18 protein-coding genes are annotated in these 17,206 nt (G+C 65.9%); 9 read left to right on the top strand and 9 right to left on the bottom strand.

Going from position 1 to position 17,206, the window contains the following annotated elements:
• Window positions 1-118 precede the first annotated feature (118 nt).
• Window positions 119-1,141 carry an aspartate-semialdehyde dehydrogenase gene (locus ACU0B3_RS08155; RefSeq protein WP_446260351.1) on the top strand — a complete coding sequence of 341 codons (1,023 nt, stop codon included), beginning with the start codon at window positions 119-121 and terminating at the stop codon, window positions 1,139-1,141.
• 302 nt (window positions 1,142-1,443) lie between these two features.
• Window positions 1,444-1,800 carry a hypothetical protein gene (locus tag ACU0B3_RS08150; protein WP_446260350.1) on the top strand — a complete coding sequence of 119 codons (357 nt, stop codon included), beginning with the start codon at window positions 1,444-1,446 and terminating at the stop codon, window positions 1,798-1,800.
• 35 nt (window positions 1,801-1,835) lie between these two features.
• On the opposite strand, the gene ACU0B3_RS08145 is transcribed toward ACU0B3_RS08150, so the two are convergent.
• The 3 genes from ACU0B3_RS08145 to ACU0B3_RS08135 form a co-directional block, all read right to left on the bottom strand.
• Window positions 1,836-2,147, bottom strand: coding sequence for a P-II family nitrogen regulator (locus tag ACU0B3_RS08145; RefSeq protein ID WP_446260349.1), 312 nt, complete (start codon window positions 2,145-2,147; stop codon window positions 1,836-1,838).
• A 4-nt stretch (window positions 2,148-2,151) separates the two neighbouring features.
• A complete protein-coding gene (locus ACU0B3_RS08140; protein ID WP_446260348.1) occupies window positions 2,152-3,144 on the bottom strand; it encodes a sodium-dependent bicarbonate transport family permease in 993 nt (330 codons plus the stop codon).
• 111 nt (window positions 3,145-3,255) lie between these two features.
• Window positions 3,256-3,906: a carbonic anhydrase gene (locus tag ACU0B3_RS08135; RefSeq protein ID WP_446260347.1), complete on the bottom strand. Its 651-nt coding sequence runs from the start codon at window positions 3,904-3,906 to the stop codon at window positions 3,256-3,258.
• 161 nt (window positions 3,907-4,067) lie between these two features.
• Here ACU0B3_RS08135 and ACU0B3_RS08130 point away from each other — a divergent pair, with 161 nt between their 5' ends.
• The 4 genes from ACU0B3_RS08130 to speB all read left to right on the top strand — a co-directional run bounded on the left by ACU0B3_RS08130 (window position 4,068) and on the right by speB (window position 7,925).
• Entirely contained in the window at window positions 4,068-4,430 is a 363-nt protein-coding gene (locus ACU0B3_RS08130) for a hypothetical protein (protein WP_446260346.1), read from the top strand.
• A gap of 332 nt (window positions 4,431-4,762) precedes the next feature.
• Window positions 4,763-6,151 carry a leucyl aminopeptidase family protein gene (locus ACU0B3_RS08125; RefSeq protein ID WP_446260345.1) on the top strand — a complete coding sequence of 463 codons (1,389 nt, stop codon included), beginning with the start codon at window positions 4,763-4,765 and terminating at the stop codon, window positions 6,149-6,151.
• Window positions 6,148-6,981, top strand: coding sequence for a C40 family peptidase (locus ACU0B3_RS08120; RefSeq protein WP_446260344.1), 834 nt, complete (start codon window positions 6,148-6,150; stop codon window positions 6,979-6,981). The genes ACU0B3_RS08125 and ACU0B3_RS08120 overlap by 4 nt, the downstream gene beginning before the upstream one ends.
• Window positions 6,978-7,925 carry an agmatinase gene (gene speB / locus ACU0B3_RS08115; protein ID WP_446260343.1) on the top strand — a complete coding sequence of 316 codons (948 nt, stop codon included), beginning with the start codon at window positions 6,978-6,980 and terminating at the stop codon, window positions 7,923-7,925. The genes ACU0B3_RS08120 and speB overlap by 4 nt, the downstream gene beginning before the upstream one ends.
• A gap of 34 nt (window positions 7,926-7,959) precedes the next feature.
• On the opposite strand, the gene ACU0B3_RS08110 is transcribed toward speB, so the two are convergent.
• Window positions 7,960-8,298 (bottom strand): DUF2794 domain-containing protein, encoded by a 339-nt coding sequence (locus tag ACU0B3_RS08110; protein ID WP_446260342.1) that lies wholly within the window; start codon window positions 8,296-8,298, stop codon window positions 7,960-7,962.
• A gap of 237 nt (window positions 8,299-8,535) precedes the next feature.
• Complete coding sequence (locus ACU0B3_RS08105; protein WP_446260341.1) at window positions 8,536-10,191, bottom strand: Y-family DNA polymerase; 1,656 nt, start codon at window positions 10,189-10,191, stop codon at window positions 8,536-8,538.
• 124 nt (window positions 10,192-10,315) lie between these two features.
• Here ACU0B3_RS08105 and ACU0B3_RS08100 point away from each other — a divergent pair, with 124 nt between their 5' ends.
• On the top strand, window positions 10,316-10,744 hold the full coding sequence (locus ACU0B3_RS08100; protein ID WP_446260340.1) for a c-type cytochrome: 429 nt from the start codon (window positions 10,316-10,318) through the stop codon (window positions 10,742-10,744).
• Here ACU0B3_RS08100 and ACU0B3_RS08095 read toward each other — a convergent pair whose 3' ends face one another.
• From ACU0B3_RS08095 to ACU0B3_RS08080, 4 genes are all read right to left on the bottom strand, one after another.
• A complete protein-coding gene (locus ACU0B3_RS08095) occupies window positions 10,745-11,743 on the bottom strand; it encodes a 2-hydroxyacid dehydrogenase (protein ID WP_446260339.1) in 999 nt (332 codons plus the stop codon).
• A gap of 131 nt (window positions 11,744-11,874) precedes the next feature.
• On the bottom strand, window positions 11,875-12,759 hold the full coding sequence (gene sucD, locus ACU0B3_RS08090; protein WP_446260338.1) for a succinate--CoA ligase subunit alpha: 885 nt from the start codon (window positions 12,757-12,759) through the stop codon (window positions 11,875-11,877).
• Window positions 12,756-13,955 carry a malate--CoA ligase subunit beta gene (locus ACU0B3_RS08085; RefSeq protein ID WP_446260337.1) on the bottom strand — a complete coding sequence of 400 codons (1,200 nt, stop codon included), beginning with the start codon at window positions 13,953-13,955 and terminating at the stop codon, window positions 12,756-12,758. The genes sucD and ACU0B3_RS08085 overlap by 4 nt, the downstream gene beginning before the upstream one ends.
• A 59-nt stretch (window positions 13,956-14,014) precedes the next feature.
• On the bottom strand, window positions 14,015-15,262 hold the full coding sequence (locus tag ACU0B3_RS08080; RefSeq protein ID WP_446260336.1) for an aminotransferase class V-fold PLP-dependent enzyme: 1,248 nt from the start codon (window positions 15,260-15,262) through the stop codon (window positions 14,015-14,017).
• A gap of 226 nt (window positions 15,263-15,488) precedes the next feature.
• Between ACU0B3_RS08080 and ACU0B3_RS08075 the strand changes: the two genes are divergently transcribed.
• Entirely contained in the window at window positions 15,489-16,106 is a 618-nt protein-coding gene (locus ACU0B3_RS08075; RefSeq protein WP_446260335.1) for a response regulator transcription factor, read from the top strand.
• Between the two features lie 105 nt (window positions 16,107-16,211).
• Entirely contained in the window at window positions 16,212-17,189 is a 978-nt protein-coding gene (locus ACU0B3_RS08070) for an HpcH/HpaI aldolase/citrate lyase family protein (protein WP_446260334.1), read from the top strand.
• Window positions 17,190-17,206 lie beyond the last annotated feature (17 nt).

Here is a 17,206-nt window from a genome sequence, read left to right as displayed (position 1 = left end):
GGCCCACTGCGGAAGGTGCGCGCAAATCGCCCTTTCCCTTGGACCCCCGCTCGGATACATCGCCGCCGATCCTGCGCGATTTTGCGCAGGGCAAGCCGACAAAGCAAAGGACCCTGTCATGGGCTACAAAGTCGTCGTCGTCGGCGCCACGGGCAACGTGGGCCGCGAAATGCTGAACATCCTCGCCGAGCGCGAGTTCCCCATCGACGAGATCGCCGTTCTGGCGTCGCGCCGTTCGCTGGGGACAGAGGTCACATTCGGCGACACGACACTCAAGACCAAGGACCTTGCGACCTTCGACTTCACCGGTTGGGATATTTCCCTCTGGGCGGTTGGCTCGGCGGCTACGAAAGAGCACGCGCCCAAGGCGGCGAAGGCCGGCTGCGTGGTGATCGATAACTCGTCGCTCTACCGCTATGACCCGGACGTCCCGCTGATCGTGCCGGAGGTGAACCCGGAGGCCGTGCACGGCTATTCTAAGAAGAACATCATCGCGAACCCCAACTGCTCGACCGCGCAGATGGTGGTGGCGCTGAAGCCGCTGCATGACCGCGCCCGGATCAAACGTGTTGTTGTCTCGACGTACCAATCGGTTTCGGGCGCAGGCAAGGACGGCATGGACGAGCTCTGGGACCAGACCAAGGCGGTCTACAACCCAACGGACGACAAGCCGGCCAAGAAGTTCACCAAGCAGATCGCCTTCAACGTGATCCCGCATATCGACGTCTTCATGGAGGACGGCTCCACCAAGGAAGAGTGGAAGATGGTCGCCGAGACCAAGAAGATCGTCGACACGTCGATCAAGGTCACGGCGACCTGCGTGCGCGTGCCGGTGTTCGTGGGTCACTCGGAAGCGGTGAACATCGAGACCGAGGATTTCCTCGACGAGGACGAGGCGCGCGACATCCTGCGCGAATCGCCCGGGATCATGGTCATCGACAAGCGCGAGGACGGCGGATACGTCACGCCGGTCGAGTGCGTGGGCGACTTTGCGACCTTCATCAGCCGCATCCGGCAGGACAGCACGATCGACAACGGGCTGAACTTCTGGTGCGTGTCGGACAACCTGCGCAAGGGCGCGGCGCTGAATGCTGTGCAGATCGCCGAGCTTTTGGGGCGGGAGTGCCTCAAGAAGGGTTAGTGCATTTTGGGCTGGTGCAGTGGAGTGCCGGTCCAAACGCCCTTAGTGACCACGCTTTCTGGAAGTCGATACTCTACGCCCAATTCAAAGCGCCTGCCTGACGGCAACGTCAGGCCGCGCCGACCCGCCCCACTGGGGCGGCGCGTGCCCGGGTCTATTGCACATGTAAAACGGCAAGCCTCCTGCCAAAGCCAAACAACTTGGCCTAAATTGCGGCGTCTTTTCCCAAAATGACCCTACGGCAGGTCCAATCCTGCCGGATTCAAAATGCAGCGTGGCATCATCTGTAGGAGGGATGATCCATGTTCATGGGGTCGATTACCAAAGATGAGACCGCCACGGCGGAGTTCGCGACCAACTGGGCGGGCGCCCAGGGCGTCGACACGCAAAGCACCGAAGAAGCCGTCGCGCTGCGTTCGGTCCTGCTGCCGGTCTTTCATGCTGCCAGCGATTGGCCCGAGTTGCAAAAGAAGCTTGCGCAAAAGGGCTTTGGCCTGTCGTTCCAGAAGGGGCGCATGGTGCTGACCGACATCGCAACCGGCATGGCGATTTGCACGGGCCGGTTCCTCGGTACACCGCTCAAAGAGATCTCGGCACGGCTCGGCCGTCCGTCGATCGTGGCCCTGCCGGGCGGCACGCGGGGCGCCTTCTCGCTCTGATGGCCTGACCGGCTGGCCGAGAGACCGCGCGCGGATCAAAAACGCTCGGCGCGCAAGACTTCGCAATCGGTCACGGTGACCACGCCGATATGCGGCTCGACCACGGCAAAGGCCGCCGCCAGCAGCGTGTCCAGCTTGTCCGGGCGGATGATGCAGATGACCTGCACCATGCCCGACGCGCGGCTGATCTGGCCCGACCGGCTCCAGGCGCCCGAGCGCCCCGATCCGCCGAGCACCGGCAGGATCGTGTACCCCGTCACCCCCGCTTCTTCCAAGGCGCGGGTCAGGCGGGCCTGCATCACCAGCTCTATCGTGATTTCAACGCGTTTCGCGGCATGGGTCTGCATCGGCTCAGCCTCCGGTCACATATTGCGCAAGGGTGACATAGATCGGCAGCCCCAAGGTAAGATTAAAAGGAAACGTCACCGCAAGCGAGAGCGTCAGGTAGATGGCCGGGTTGACCTGCGGCAGCGCCACGCGCATCGCCGCCGGCACCGCGATGTAGCTCGCCGACGCCCCCAGCACCATAAAGAGTGCAACGCCGCCCACCGACAGCCCCAGCGCCGCACCCATGGCAAGGCCCGACGCCGCTCCGATCAGCGGCATGACGATTCCGAAGGCCAGCGCGCCCAGCCCCAGCACACCGCGCCCCGCGCGCATGCCACGACCCGCGACCAGCCCCATGTCGAGCAAAAAGAGACACAGCACGCCCTGAAACGGCGCCACGATAAAGCTGTCGATCTGCGCCAGCCCCGCGGGCCCGGTGATCCAGCCAATCGCAAAGGCGCCGATCAGCAGCACGATGGAGCCGTTCAGCAGCACCTCGTGCAGAAGCTCGCCGCGGCTCTGGCTCTGCGCCTGGCTCTTGTCCGCGGCACCCTTGCCCGCGCGCGCCACCAGCCAGAGCGCCGTCAGGATCGCCGGCGCCTCCATCGCGGCGGCCACAGCCACCATGAACCCTTCGGAGGGCAGGCCACGCGCGTCGAGGATCGCGGTCCCCGCCACGAAGGTCACAATCGAGATCGAGCCGTAATGCGCGGCCACCGCCGCCGCCTCCGTCGCGCTCATCCCCGACATCACGCGCAGCAGCGCAAAGGCGATGAGCGGCAGGACCGCCGACAGGAACACTCCTCCGAGCAGCGCCAGCCCGAGCGTGCCGTCCACGCCATGATCGGCCACGCTCACCCCTCCTTTGAACCCGATGGCAAATAGCAGGTAGAGCGACATCGCCTTGGCCACCGCCTCCGGCACGGTCAGGTCCGACCGCGACAAGGCCGCGCCAAGCCCCAGCGCAAAGCTGAGCACGATGGGCGACAAAAGGTTCGCAAGCGCAAGGTCGAGCATGTCAGGTCCCAAACTTCAGTCCGGTGGACGAGATGTCGCAGGCGCGGTCAAAGTCCAGCGCTGGACGCGCCAAAGCGAGCAAAAGCGCCTAGAAAGCCGAAGGAAGGCAGGTCAGACCGGCAGAAATTCCCCCGACGGCGGATCAAACGCATAGAGCGCGCCCTCGCCGATGTCGTTCCAGATGCCGTGCAGCGCCAGATCGCCCGCGTCACGCGCGGCCTTGACAAAGGGGAACGTCAAAAGGTTCTCGAGGCTCACCAGAATGGCCTGCTTTTCGAGCGCCTCGGACTGGGCGGGGCCTTCGGGCATGTCCTTCACCTTGTCGTAGCCGGGACGCAGGATATCCATCCACCGCCCGACAAAGCTGCTCTCGTCTTCGAGCTGCGGCGCCTTGCCCGAACACATGTCGAGACACCCCTGCACGCCGCCGCAATGCGAATGGCCGAGCACGACCACATGCGTCACCTTGAGCGCGGTCACCGCGTATTCGAGCGCCGCCGAGGTGCCGTGCGGCTCCCCGTCAGGCTCGAAGGGCGGCACGAGGTTGGCGATGTTGCGATGGATGAAGAACTCGCCCTGATCGGCGCCAAAGATCTGCGTCGCCTGCACCCGGCTGTCACAGCACGAGATGATCATCGCGCGCGGGCGCTGCCCTTCTTCGGCGAGCCGGCGGTACCACGCCTTGTTCTCGGAATACTGCGTGGCGCGCCACCCGTGGTAGCGCTGGACCATGTACGTCGGCAGCGGCTTGATCTTGTCCATGGCGATATCCCTCGTGTTCCCGCGTGCGGAATAGTCGCAATCCGCTTCAATTTCGAGCGAAAACGCGGGCCGCCGGCAAGGAATTGTGAACGAAGCGCTGTCACACCACACCCCACTGCGGGGGCGCAGAGATTGGGTGAGACTTGGCGGAGATTGCGTCCTTGACGCCGCACGAAACGGTGCGGTTCGACCATGTGCGTCTGCAGGACATGGCGCAACAGCTGGCGCGCGATCAGTACGACGCGGTTGTCTGCGGCGCGCTCGACGATCTGTCTGGCCGGATGGCCTATGTGGCGACGGGCCTGGCACAGGACCGGCTTGCCGAGCTGCGCCGCACGGTGGCCGGCCTCATCACTTTGTCCGAGCAGCTTGGCCTGACGACGCTCGCTTGCGTCTCCCGCGACGTGGTGCACTGCATCGACGTGCAGGACGGCATTTCCCTCACCGCGACCTACGCCCGCCTCGTGCGCGTGGGGGAGCTGTCCGTGACGGTGCTTTGGGACATGGAAGACGCGCGTCCTTAGAGTACGGGACCGTAAACCTAGCGTAAGAAGGCTTAGAACATAGCGCCCGCCTCACAGGCACTGTCAGGCCGCGTCATGCCAAAGGCATGCCTCCGGCATGACCCGCCCCCGTCAAACCAAAGGTTTGCCTACGGCAAAACGGGCGGCGCGAAGCGCCACCCCTCGGGCCGGCGCGTGAACTTCTGTTTCCCATGTCTCGGGTTGATGGTCGCCCCATGTGGTGTCCGGGACTAACTGCGACTTGCAATCAAAACCGACCCCAGCACACGCCCTTGCGGCGCCTCAAAATCGCATTAGGCTGCGTCAGGTCGCAATTCGCCAGAGGCGCCTCCATGTCCATGACCTTCGCCCCCGCCACGCCCGACGCGGTGCCGCTCTTCTGCATCGAGGCGCCAGCGCTGGACGCGGCACTCGCCGTCCTGCCGGACGCCGCGCAAGCCTGGGCCAAGACCACCGGTTTCAAGGCATCCCTCGGTGAGACCCTCGCGATCCCGGGGGTGAACGGCGCCGTGGCCTGCGCCCTCGTCGGTTGCGGCGCGGACAAGGACCGCAGACGCACGCGCTTCGCGCTTGCCGCCGCCCGCGCCCGCCTGCCGCTTGGCACCTACGCACTGGACTTGGCCCACGCGCCCGCCCTCGATGCCGAGGTGGAGGCGCTCGGCTGGCTTCTCGCCGGTTACAGCTTTCGCCATTACCGCAGCAGTGACGCGCCGGAGCGGGCAGGGCTCGTTGTCCCGGAAGGCGTCGACGCCCATCGGCTCGAGGCCATCGCGGCAGGCGAGGCGCTGACGCGCACGCTGATCAACACGCCCTCGAACGACATGGGCCCGGACGAGCTCGAGGCCGCCGCCCGCGCCCTCGCCACCGAGTACGGCGCGACCATCGACGTCACCAAGGGCGACGCCCTGCTCGCAGAGAACTTCCCCCTGATCCACGCTGTCGGACGGGCCTCCACCCGCGCGCCACGGCTCATCGACCTGCAAGCCGGCACGCAAGGCCCCAAGCTCACGCTGGTCGGCAAGGGCGTCTGTTTCGACACAGGCGGCCTTAACCTCAAACCCGGCGGCTCGATGGGCCTGATGAAAAAGGACATGGGCGGCGCGGCGAACGTCCTCGGCCTCGCGCACATGATCCTCGCGTTGAAACTGCCGGTGCAGCTGCGCGTGCTGATCCCTGCGGTCGAAAACAGCGTGAGCGGCAACGCCTTCCGCCCCGGCGACATCCTGACCGCCCGCAACGGCCTGACGGTCGAGATCAACAACACCGACGCCGAAGGCCGGCTGGTGCTGGCCGACGCGCTGGCGCTCGCCTGCGAGGATGCGCCGGACCTCGTGATCTCGATGGCGACCCTCACCGGCGCGGCCCGGGTGGCGGTCGGCCCGGACCTCGCCCCGTTCTACACCGATGCCGAAGCCGATGCCGCCGCCCTTAGCACCGCCGCCAACGCCGTGGCCGACCCCGTCTGGCGCCTGCCGTTCTGGGACCCCTACGAGGCGATGATCGAGCCCGGCATCGCCGACCTCGACAATGCGCCTAAGGGCGGGTTCGCAGGTTCCATCACCGCCGCGCTCTTCCTCCGCCGTTTCGCGCCCGAGGCGCGGTACATGCACTTCGACGTCTACGGATGGCAGCCAAGCGCCGCGCCTGCCCGACCCAAGGGCGGCGTCGGGCAAGGCACCCGCGCGCTCCTGCACGCGCTGCCACAGATGCTGGACCTGTGAGCGACCCGCGCACCACGCCGGCCAACGCGCGCGTGGCGGCGGTCGAGCTGCAAGGCCAGGTCGAAGCGCCGCATTTCCTCGATGGCGAGACCTGTCAGATCACCGCGCCAGTCGCCGACTTGCGCTGCTCCGAAGAGGGGCGCACGCTCGACCGGCAATTGCTGTACGGAGATGCGTTCCGCGTGCTGGAGCGCCGCGAGGGTCGCGCGTTCGGCCAGTCGGACCGGGGCCATTATGTCGGGTACGTCGACGAAAGTGCGCTCGGCGCGGCATTTGCGCCGACCCATGTCGTGCACGTGCGCAGCACGCTGGCCTTCACGCATCCGCATTTCAAGGACCCCGGCCCCGTCCCGCTCTCGATCGGCAGCAAGGTCTGCGTGACAGCCGCTGAAGATCGCTTTGCGACCACGCACGACGGCCGTTTCATCCCCGCCCAGCATCTGCGCGCGCTGGATCAGCCCGAGACCGACCCGGTCGAGGTCGCCACGCGTTTGCTTGGCACGCCGTACCTCTGGGGCGGCAACTCGGCGGCGGGCATCGACTGTTCGGGTCTTATTCAGACGGCGCTGCAGCTGTGCGGCGTGCCGTGTCCTGGAGACAGCGACCAGCAGCGCGCCGCGTTTCCGGGCGTCGAGCGCACCGAACCGGGCGATCTGCTGTTCTGGGATGGCCACGTCGCCATGATCTACGACGCCGAACGCCTCATCCACGCCAACGCGTTTTCCATGGCTGTCACGCTCGAAAACCGCCGCGCATGCATCGCGCGTATCATGGCCAAGGAGCATAAAGACGTGCTGAAAATTGCCCGCCCGATCAAGAGGTTCACATGACCGACCCTTTTTTTAAGCCCGTCTCCGGAATGGACCTGCCGCGCTTTGCCGGGGTGCCGACCTTCATGCGCCTGCCCTACGTGGCGCCAGACGATCCGCGCCGGGCGGAGGTGGACGTGGGGCTGGTCGGCGTGCCGTGGGATGGCGGGACGACCAATCGTCCGGGCCCGCGCCACGGCCCGCGCCAGCTGCGCGATGCGTCGACGATGATCCGCGCGCAAAACGGTATCACGATGGTGCGCCCCTTCGAGACGCTCAAATGTGCCGACCTCGGAGATGTGGGTCCCAACCCGGTCGACCTGCAGGATTCGATGCAGCGGATCACGACGTTTTACGAGGGGCTGGTGGCGCAGAACATCCGGCCGTTGACGGCGGGCGGAGATCACCTGACGTCGCTGCCCGTGCTGCGCGCCCTCGCGGCGAACGGCCCGCTCGGCATGGTGCATTTCGACAGCCACACCGACCTTTGGGACGGCTATTTCGGCGGGCACAAGTACACGCACGGTACGCCCTTCCGACGCGCGGTGGAGGAGGAGCTGCTCGACCCCAAGCGCGTCGTTCAGATCGGCATCCGCGGCACAATGTACGACCTCGAGGACCGCGACTTTGCCAAGGCGGTCGGCATCCGCATCATCCCGATCGAGGAGTTCATGGCCCGCGGTGTGACCGAAGTGATGGCTGAGGCGCGGGAGATTGTGGGGTCCGAGCCTACCTATGTCAGCTACGACATCGACTTTGTCGACCCGACTTTTGCCCCCGGCACAGGAACGCCAGAGGTGGGCGGTCCGAACTCCTTCGAAGCCCTTTGGGTGGTGCGCGAGCTGGCGGGCCTCAACATCGTGGGCGCGGACATGGTCGAAGTCTCCCCGCCCTTCGATGCGTCCGGGAACACCGCCTTTCTGGGCGTTTCGGTGATGTTCGAGCTTTTGTGCGTGATGGCCTGAGCCGTCAGAATTTTCCTGCGAAAATTCTGCAGCGTTAGTCGACGGCGCGGATCAGTTTGCGTTCGAGGACGCGAAGTACGGATTTGAGGTCGTGCCCACGTTTGAGGACCTGACCCTCAGCGCCGATCACGGCGTATTGGCCTTGCTTGGCGCGCAGCTTGGGGCGTTTCTCGATCCGGTAGAGCGGGTTTTCCGCCGTGCGCCGAAAGACCGAGAAGACGGCCACATCGCGCAGCGAGGAAATCCCGTAGTCCCTCCACTCTCCTGCTGCCACGAAGCGGCCGTAGAGCGACAGGATCACTCCCAGCTCGGTACGGTGAAAGGCGACGCGGTCGGGCGCGGGGCGCAGGGGGATCGGCGTGATGCTGTTCATAGGTTCAAGGTTGCGGTGTTTGGGGCCGAAATCAAGTGTGCTGGGTGAACTGGATTGGATAACCTATGGCTTCGTACAGACCGCTTCAATCAAAGCTCCTGCCTGACAGGCACTGTCAGGCCGCGCCGACCCGCCCCGTCAAACCGAAGGTTTGCCTTTGGCAAAACGGGCGGCGCGATGCGCCACCCCGCGGGACGGCGCGTGAACGTCTGTTTTCGATTTGTCGCGTGAGTAGCCTCACGCAAACGCGCCGTGGCAAAACCAGCCCGGCGACATGTCGCGGCCGTGTGCGAAATAGAGCCACAGCCGGTCGCCGGCATCGGTCGTGACCTGCCAGTAATCGCGCACGCCGGTCCGCCAGTCGGGATCGTCGAGCCACCATTCGGGCGCCACCCGCTCGGGGCCATGCGCCGAGGTCACCGACAAGCGCCGGTTGCGCCAGCGAAACTCGGACGGCGGGGCGGGGGTCTCGGGTGCGGTCACAGGCTCGGGCCGCCAGAGGCTGAGGGGACGCGCCGAGGGAGGCTTTGGCCAGGCGCCTGCCGGTTCGGACCAGGCAGCGGCCAGCGTTTGTGACGCCTTTTCAGGCAGATGGGAGGAGGCTGGGTGCCGCCGTGTGATCTGCTCCATCCCGATGCGCGCGCCCAGCCGTCCGATCAGGTCGTCGATGGCGGTGTTCTGTGACAGCCGTTGGGCGACCGCTTGGCCCGCATCGAGGTGGCCCGTCGTCTTGCGGTCGTGCGCGGGCTCGGCCTGCAGCACCTCGAGGCGGATCATGTCGATGCCAAAGCCCGCGTCGATCTCCGGGACCTTCATCGCCAGTAGCGGCTTGAACCGGTCCGGCACATCGGCGGGGCGGGCGAGGGCGACGGACACCGCGCCCATCGTCCCGTCCGTCCGGTGCGCCTCGAGCCGCAGCGCGCGCACCGCCTGGCCCGCGCGGCGCAGCTTGTCGCAGAGCGGCGGGAGCAGGCGGTCGATGGCCGCGAGCACGTCAGTCTCAAGGCCGATGGGCTCGGGCAGGGTCAGGCGTACGGCAAAGCTCACCTCCGGCAACGCAGGCGAGATCGGCTCGGGCGCGGCACCGAACGCCTGATCGAGGCGCAGCACCAGCCCTTTGCCGAACCTCCGGGCGAGCGCGGCGCGCGGCTGACCGGCGAGATCGGAGACTTGCCGCAGGCCCAGCCTTGTGAGGCTGTGCACCACCTCCGCATCGAGGCGCAGCGCGCCGATGGGCAGGGGTCCAAGCGCTGTATGAGTCTTGCCAGGTTCCGCGATGCGGCTTGTGTCCACTAGAGGCGTGGCAGAGGGAGGCGCCGCGCCGCCCTTTTCCCAGTGCTTACGCTTGCCTGCGCGGGAGCGGGTGGCGCGCGCCTCCTGGTCGATGGCGTCCCCGCTGCGGTCGTGGCCCGGCGCGCGCCCCGCATAACGTGCCAGCGCCCAGGCCGCGCCCAGCGTGTCGGCGATGCCGGGGCAGGCGGTCAGGCCCAGATCGCGGCAGTCCCGCACGACTTGCTCCAGCAGCGCCGCCTCCCCGCCAAAGAGATGCGCGCAGCCTGTCAGGTCGATGGTGAGCGCGTCGGGCGGTGCCTCTGCGACCCAGGGGGAGAACTTCCCCGCCCAACGGCGCAGGGTCGTCAGAAAGCCCGCCTCCGCCACCGGGTTCTGCAGCTTCACATGCAGCTCGGGGCACATGGCCTGCGCATCGCGCAGCGGTTGGCCCAGTGTCAGGCCCGCCCGCGAGGCCGCGCCCGACAGCGAGGACAGCACCTGCATCTGCCCAGTGTCCCGCGCCACGGCCAGAGGCTGGCCAGCCAGATGCGGCGCCAGACGGACCAGGCGCTCGGCGCCCAGACGCGGGAACCAAAGGGAGAGGACTCGGGTGTGTGGCATCTATGGCAGCAGATGTTCTTGATACGTTCTCAACGTATGGCGAGTCGCCCCCGCGAGTCGAGTCCCGTCAAGCACTGGTCTCATCGCCTGTGCTCTGGCAAACTCGCCGCAAAAGGGAGCCGACATGAGACGCACCATCTGTATTGCCGCCGTCAGCCTGATCGCCGCCAGTGCACTTGCGCACCAGGGTGTGACCAATCCCACCGTCATGGCGCGGATGGAGCTGATGTCGGGTGTCGCCGCCCAGACCAAGGTGTTGGGCCAGATGGTCAAGGGTCAGACCGCGTTCGATGCCGCCAAGGCGGACGCGGCCAAGATCGCGCTGGTCGCCCATGCGGATGGCACGGCAGGGGCATTTGCCGCGAACGAGAGCGATCCCAAGTCCGAAGCCTTGCCGGTGATCTGGAAAGATCCCGCTGCCTTTGCCGCAGAGGTGGCGAAGTTTCAGGCCGCTGCGCAGAACCTCGACACCAGCTCGAAAGAGGCGCTCAGCGCCACTTTCCGCACGCTCGGCGCCTCCTGCAGCAGCTGCCACAAAGCCTATCGGATGTAGTTACTGAACGAGGTCCGGCGGGGTCTCGCCGTCAAAGAACGCGGTGAGGTTGTCCATGGCGCGGAACCCCATGGCCTCCCGCGCTTCCTGCGTGGCTGAGCCGAGGTGCGGAAGCATCACCAGACGGTCCGAGGCGGCGAGATCCGGGTTGATGCGCGGCTCCCCGTCGAACACATCCAAAGCTGCGCCGCCGATGGTCTCGTACCAGAGCGCCTGGGTGAGCGCGGCCTCGTCGATGACTTCACCGCGGGCAGTGTTGATGAGGAAGGCACCGGGCTTCATCGCGTTGAGTTCTGCGGCACCAATGAGGTTCCGGTTTGCTGCGCCGCCGGGGCAGTGGAGGGAGACGAAGTCCGCAGCCGCAAGCGTCTCGTACAAAGGCGATTGCTCGGCGTTGAACTGGGCCAGCAGGGCCGGGTCGACGGGGCTGCGGGAGGTCACAACGATCTTCATCCCAAAGCCGAAATGCGCACGGCGGGCGACTTCCTGACCGATGCGTCCAAAGCCGACAAGGCCAAGCGTCTTCCCCGCGACCTTTGTGCCGACCAGATGTGTCGGGCGCCAGCCAGTCCAGCGGCCCGCGCGCAGCTCCCGTTCGCCCTCGCCAGCGCGGCGGGCGACCATCAGCATCAGCATGATAGCGAGGTCGGCGGTGCACTCGGACAGCACGTCGGGCGTGTTGGTCACGGTCATGCCGAATGTCTCGGTCCGTGCCAGGTCGATGTGCGAGAACCCGACGCCGTAGTTCGCCAGGATGCGCGTTTGCGGGGTGGAGATGTCGAGCACCTGCGCGTCGAGCTTGTCCGTCACCGTCGGCAGCATCGCGTCGTGGCGCATGAGTGCATCGCGCAGGGCGTGGGCGTCCATCGGCAAGTCGCTGGTGTTGGTGGTGACCTCGAAACGTTCGGCCAGCGCCGCCTCGACCGAGGCCGGCAGGCGGCGGGTCACGGCGAGCGTGGGCTTGGCGTTGGTGGCAACAAAAGGCGTGTCGAGGGACATGTGTCATCTCCAGCGTTGAGGGTAGAGGCCCCGGAGCGCGCCCGGGGCGTCGTTTGGCGTGGAGGCCCCGGTTCAAGCCCGGGACTTTGTTTGGTGTGGAGGCCCCGGTTCAAGCCCGGGGCGGGGCGCGCTTAGGCGGCCAGCACTTGGGCGATGGTGTCGCCGATCTGGCCGGGATGCTCGGCCACCGTCACACCGGCCTGGCTGAGGATCTCGACCTTTTCCGAGGCGCTTTCGCCGAAGGCCGAGATGATCGCTCCGGCATGGCCCATGGTCCGACCTTTCGGGGCGGTCAGACCCGCCACGTAAGCCACCACCGGCTTGGTCATGTGATCGCGGAAGTACGCGGCGGCCTCGGCCTCCTGCGGTCCGCCGATCTCACCGATCATGCACACGACGTCAGTTTCGTCATCCGCCTCAAACCGCTCGAGGATGTCGCGGAACGACGAGCCGTTGATCGGGTCCCCGCCGATGCCGACGGAGGTGCTGACGCCAAGGCCGTGCGCCTTGAGCTGGCTCGCGGCCTCGTAGCCCAAAGTGCCCGAACGACCGACGATGCCGACGTTGCCCTTGAGGTAGATGTGCCCCGGCATGATGCCCAGCATCGCCTTGCCCGGCGAGATGGTGCCGGCGCAATTGGGCCCGGTCAGCACCATGCGGCGCTCTTTGGGGAAGCGGTACATGTAACGCTTCACCGCGATCATGTCCTGCGCCGGGATGCCATCGGTGATCGACACGCAGTAGCGGATGCCAGCGGCTGCGGCCTCCATGATGCTGTCGGCGGCAAAGGGGGGCGGGACAAAGACGAGGCTGGCCTCGGCGCCGGTCTCTGCCACGGCCTCGGCCACGGTGTTGAAGACCGGCACACCTTCGCAGGTCTCGCCGCCTTTGCCCGGCACGACGCCGCCCACGACGTTGGTGCCGTATTGCTGCATTTCCACCGTGTGAAAGCGCGCCATCTTGCCGGTGATGCCCTGCACGATGACAGGCGTGGTTTGATCGATAAAGATGCTCATGACACGGCCCTAACTGTTACGCCCTGAGAGAGGTCGTTTCTCCAAGCCCCCACGACACGTTCGGCGGCTTCGTTCAAAGTGGCGGCCCGGATGATCGGCAGGCCGGAGGCGGCGAGGATCTTCTGTCCCTCCGCCACGTTGGTCCCGGCAAGACGCACGATCACAGGCACGTCGACCGGGTTGTCGCGCAGCGCCTGCACGACGCCCTCGGCCACCCAGTCGCAGCGGTTGATCCCGGCAAAGATGTTGACGAGCACCGCCTGCACATTGGCGTCAGACATCACGAGGCGGAAGGCTTTGGCCACACGCTCGGGCGAGGCGCCGCCGCCGATGTCGAGAAAGTTCGCAGGCTCACCGCCGGCCAGCTTGATCGTGTCCATCGTGGCCATCGCGAGGCCCGCCCCGTTCACGATGCAGCCGATGTTCCCGTCGAGCCCGACGTAAGAGAGCCCCCGATCGGCAGCCCGGCTCTCGCGCGGGTCTTCCTGGCTCTTGTCGCGCAGCTCGGCGATTTGCGGATGCCGGAAGAGCGCGTTGTCGTCGAAGGTCATCTTGGCGTCGAGCGCCAGAATGCGCCCCTCGCGGGTGACCACCAGCGGGTTGATCTCCACCATCGTCGCATCCCGTTCGCGAAAGGCGCGGTAGCAGCCCTGCAGCGTGCGGACAAAGTTCTGCACCTCGGCAGGCGCCAGCCCCAGCTGGAACGCCATCTCGCGGCATTGGAAGTCCTGCAGACCCACCGCAGGCTCGACCGTCGCGCGCACGATGCTGTCCGGGCGCGAGGCGCTGATCTCTTCGATCTCCATACCGCCCTCGGCGGAGGCGACGATCATCACGCGCTGCGCCGAGCGGTCGAGCACGAACCCGATGTAGAGCTCGGAGGCGATGTCGACGCCCTGCTCGATGTAGACGCGGTAGATGCCCTTGCCCTCCGGCCCGGTCTGGTGCGTCACGATCTTCTGGCCGAACATGCCCTCGGCGGCGTCGTAGCACTCGGCGTCCGAGCGGCAGAGTTTGACCCCGCCGGCCTTGCCGCGCCCACCGGCGTGGACCTGCGCCTTGACGACCCAGGTGTCCCCGCCGATCTCGCGCGCCCGGTAGGCGGCTTGTTCGGGGCTGTAGGCGAGCGCGCCTTGCGGCACCTCGACGCCAAAGTCCGCCAGGATTTCCTTGGCCTGGTATTCGTGGATGTCCATGAGGCTCCTCCTTCCTCAGGTGTGGGCAGGGGTAGGGTGGGCAGATGCCCACCCTACGCTCACTCCGCGGCCAGCGCGGTGCCGTAATGCGCGTTCAACGCCGCATCGACGCGGGCCTGATCGACCTCCGCCCCGAGCGCACGCATGGCATCGGCAAAGCGGTTCACGATGTCGGTGATCGCCGCCTGGTTCAGCAGGTTCAGGATGCCGATTCGCACCTGCACCGGCGCCGACAGCGTCGGCCAGATGCCGAAGTTCTGCGCGCGGCAGGCTTGCACCAGCTCCATCTCGCGCCCCGCGAATTCCCCCGGCAGGTTGAGCACGACAAGCGAGGTCATGTTCGACGTGACGTCACAGCCCATCGCAGTAACCGCCGCGCGCAGCGCCGCCTCGTGGAAGGCGTAGTCCGCCGCCCTTTGCGGGACCCCCTGCTCCAGCGTGATGCGCAGCGCCTCGTGGAACGCCGCGACCGCGTAGGCGGAATGCGTGCGGTGGTAGGTGCCCTTCTCGACGTCCTTGCCGTCGACGATCCCCCAGTGCCGCGCCTCGAAGATCGGGTTGTGCACAAAGGTGTAAGCGCCATGCGCCTTGAGCGTCTCGATATACTGATCGCTGAACGACACCGGCGCGTAGGTCAGCGGCAGGCAGCAGATGCCCTTTTGCGGGCAGGACGCCCAGGCATGCACCCCGGGATAGTCGTCGATGCGGAAGTCGCCGACACCCAGCGACGACACCGCGTCTACCAGCCCCATCGCGCCGTGTTTCACGCAAGCATCGGAAAAGCCCTGCACGTCGTTGATCCGGCCGGAGCCTGTTTCCCAATGCGCCATGAAGGCCCACTTGGGTTTGTGCTCGGCCAGCGCCTTTTCGACCATCTCGCCGGTGACAGAGGTACCGTGCGGAACCTCGATCACAGTGACCGACGCAGGCTGCGGGTCGAGGCTGTTGGCCGCCAGTTCTGCGCGCGTAGCCGCCTTGATGCGAAGTGTCAGAGCGTCGATCCCGGAGAACGTCCCGTTCATGAACGCCACGACCGTGTCGCCCGGCATGACCGCCGACATCATCGCATCGAGGCCGGACCAACCGGTGCCCGCAACGCCAAAGGTGTACGTGTTCTCGGTTCCCCACACCTGGCGCAGCATCTCCTTGCACTCGACCATGCCGCGCAGCACGTCGGCGTGCATGTGATCGGCTAGACCCGCCCCGGCAAAGCTCGCCAAAACCCGCGCGTCGGTGTTGCCCGGCCCCGGACCCGCCGCGATTGTCTCGGGAATTTCGAGTTTGGGGAAAATTGCGTGTACGCTCATGCTGGATGCCTCCCTTGGGTCGCTTGATCGGGTCTCCCACGGACCCTTTTGCGTCTGATGCTGCTAAAAACGGCATGTTGCTCAAACCGGCAACATTCCTTACTCCTGCTTTTGGGGAGCTAAATGGGTAGGTAAATGCCCGCCCTAATTGGTAAGTATGCTGGTGTGTACCGTATCGCGACCCGCTCAAATGGGTAGTAAATTGGAATTAAGCGCGTGAAATCAGATGGTTGATCAAATCTCGGTAGTTTTGGCGGACAGCAACGCGCTGGTCCTGACGGCGCTCAGCGAGGTCTTTGATCGCGATCCGCGATTCTCCCTGGTCGCGACATCGGCCACGGCAGAGGGCTTTCTAGGCACAGCCATGCGCCTTCCCGTGGATGTTGGCGTGATCGACTGGTCGCTGCCCGCGCTGGGCGGTGAAAAGCTGATCGAAGTCATGCGCGACCAGCCCCAGGCACCGCGCCTCGTCGTCTACGGCGATACGACCCGGGACCTCGCCAAGCTCGCCATGGCGGCGGGCGCGGCGGGCTTTGCGGACCGCGCTGCGCCGGTCGAGCACCTGCTTGACGCGTGCAAGGACGTAGCGGCGGGCAAGATGGTCTTCCCCTTCGTCGACGTGCGGGACCTGGCCGCCGACCCGATCACAACCCTCAGCCGCAAGGAGCGCGCGATGCTCGAGGCGCTCTCCAAAGGGCTCACGAACAAGGAGCTGGCGACGGAGCTGGGCGTGTCGATCAACACGGTCAAATTCCACCTGAGCAATCTTTATGACAAGCTGGCGGTGAAGAACCGGGCGCAGGCGATCGCGTTTTACTATGCGAAACAGGCGTCGCGTATGTGAGTAAAGTTGCGCGTATACCTTTGCACACGTAACATTATTGCTTGACGGACGCTCTTTTTGCGGCGTAGCGGGGCGCATCACTCCGCGCAGAAAAGGACCGCGCCCATGTCGTTTTTCCCTGTCGAGCAGGCTCCCGGCCGCCTCAACCGCTCTGAACTTGCCGTGCCGGGCTCTCAACCGCAAATGTTTGAAAAGGCGGCAGCTTCCTACGTCGATGTGATCTTCCTCGACCTCGAAGATGCCGTCGCGCCCGACGAAAAAGAGCAGGCGCGCAAAAACATCATCAAGGCGCTGAACGAGATCGACTGGGGCTCGAAATCCATGTCGGTGCGCATCAACGGCCTCGACACACATTACATGTACCGCGACGTGGTCGACGTGGTGGAGGAGGCGGGCGAGCGGCTCGACCTGATCATGATCCCCAAGGTCGGCACGGCCGCAGACGTCTATGCCGTCGACATGATGGTGACCCAGATCGAGGACGCCAAAGGCTATACCAAGCGCATCGGCTTCGAGCACATCATCGAGACCGCGCTGGGCATGCAGAACGTGTCCGAGATCGCCGCCGCCTCCAAACGCAACGAGTCGCTGCACTTTGGCGTGGCGGATTACGCCGCCTCTACGCGCGCCCGTACGACAATCATCGGGGGTGTGAACCCCGACTATTCGGTTCTGACCGACCCAGCGGCAGATGGCTCGCGCGAAACGCATTGGGGTGACATGTGGCACTACGCCCTGGCGCGCATGGTGGTCGCTGCGCGCGCCAATGGCTTGCGCCCGATCGATGGACCATTCGGCGATTTTCAGGACGCGGATGGGTACAAGGCGGCCGCAAAACGCGCTGCGGTGCTCGGATGTGAAGGCAAGTGGGCGATCCACCCCTCGCAGATCGCTTTGGCGAACGAAGTCATGTCTCCGTCCGAGGCGGAGATCACCAAGGCCAAGCGCATTCTCGAGGCGATGGCCGAGGCCGAGGCAGCTGGCAAAGGGGCTGTGTCGCTCGACGGTCGTCTGATCGACTACGCGTCGATCCGGCAGGCCGAGGTGCTGGTCGAGAAGGCCAAGCAGATCGCGGGGGGCTGAGCGGTAGGGTGGGCTGT

The sequence above is a fragment of the Pseudaestuariivita sp. genome (assembly GCF_052825805.1).
Note: the sequence above shows the minus strand (reverse complement) of the source record. Positions and strands in the feature narration are given on the sequence as shown.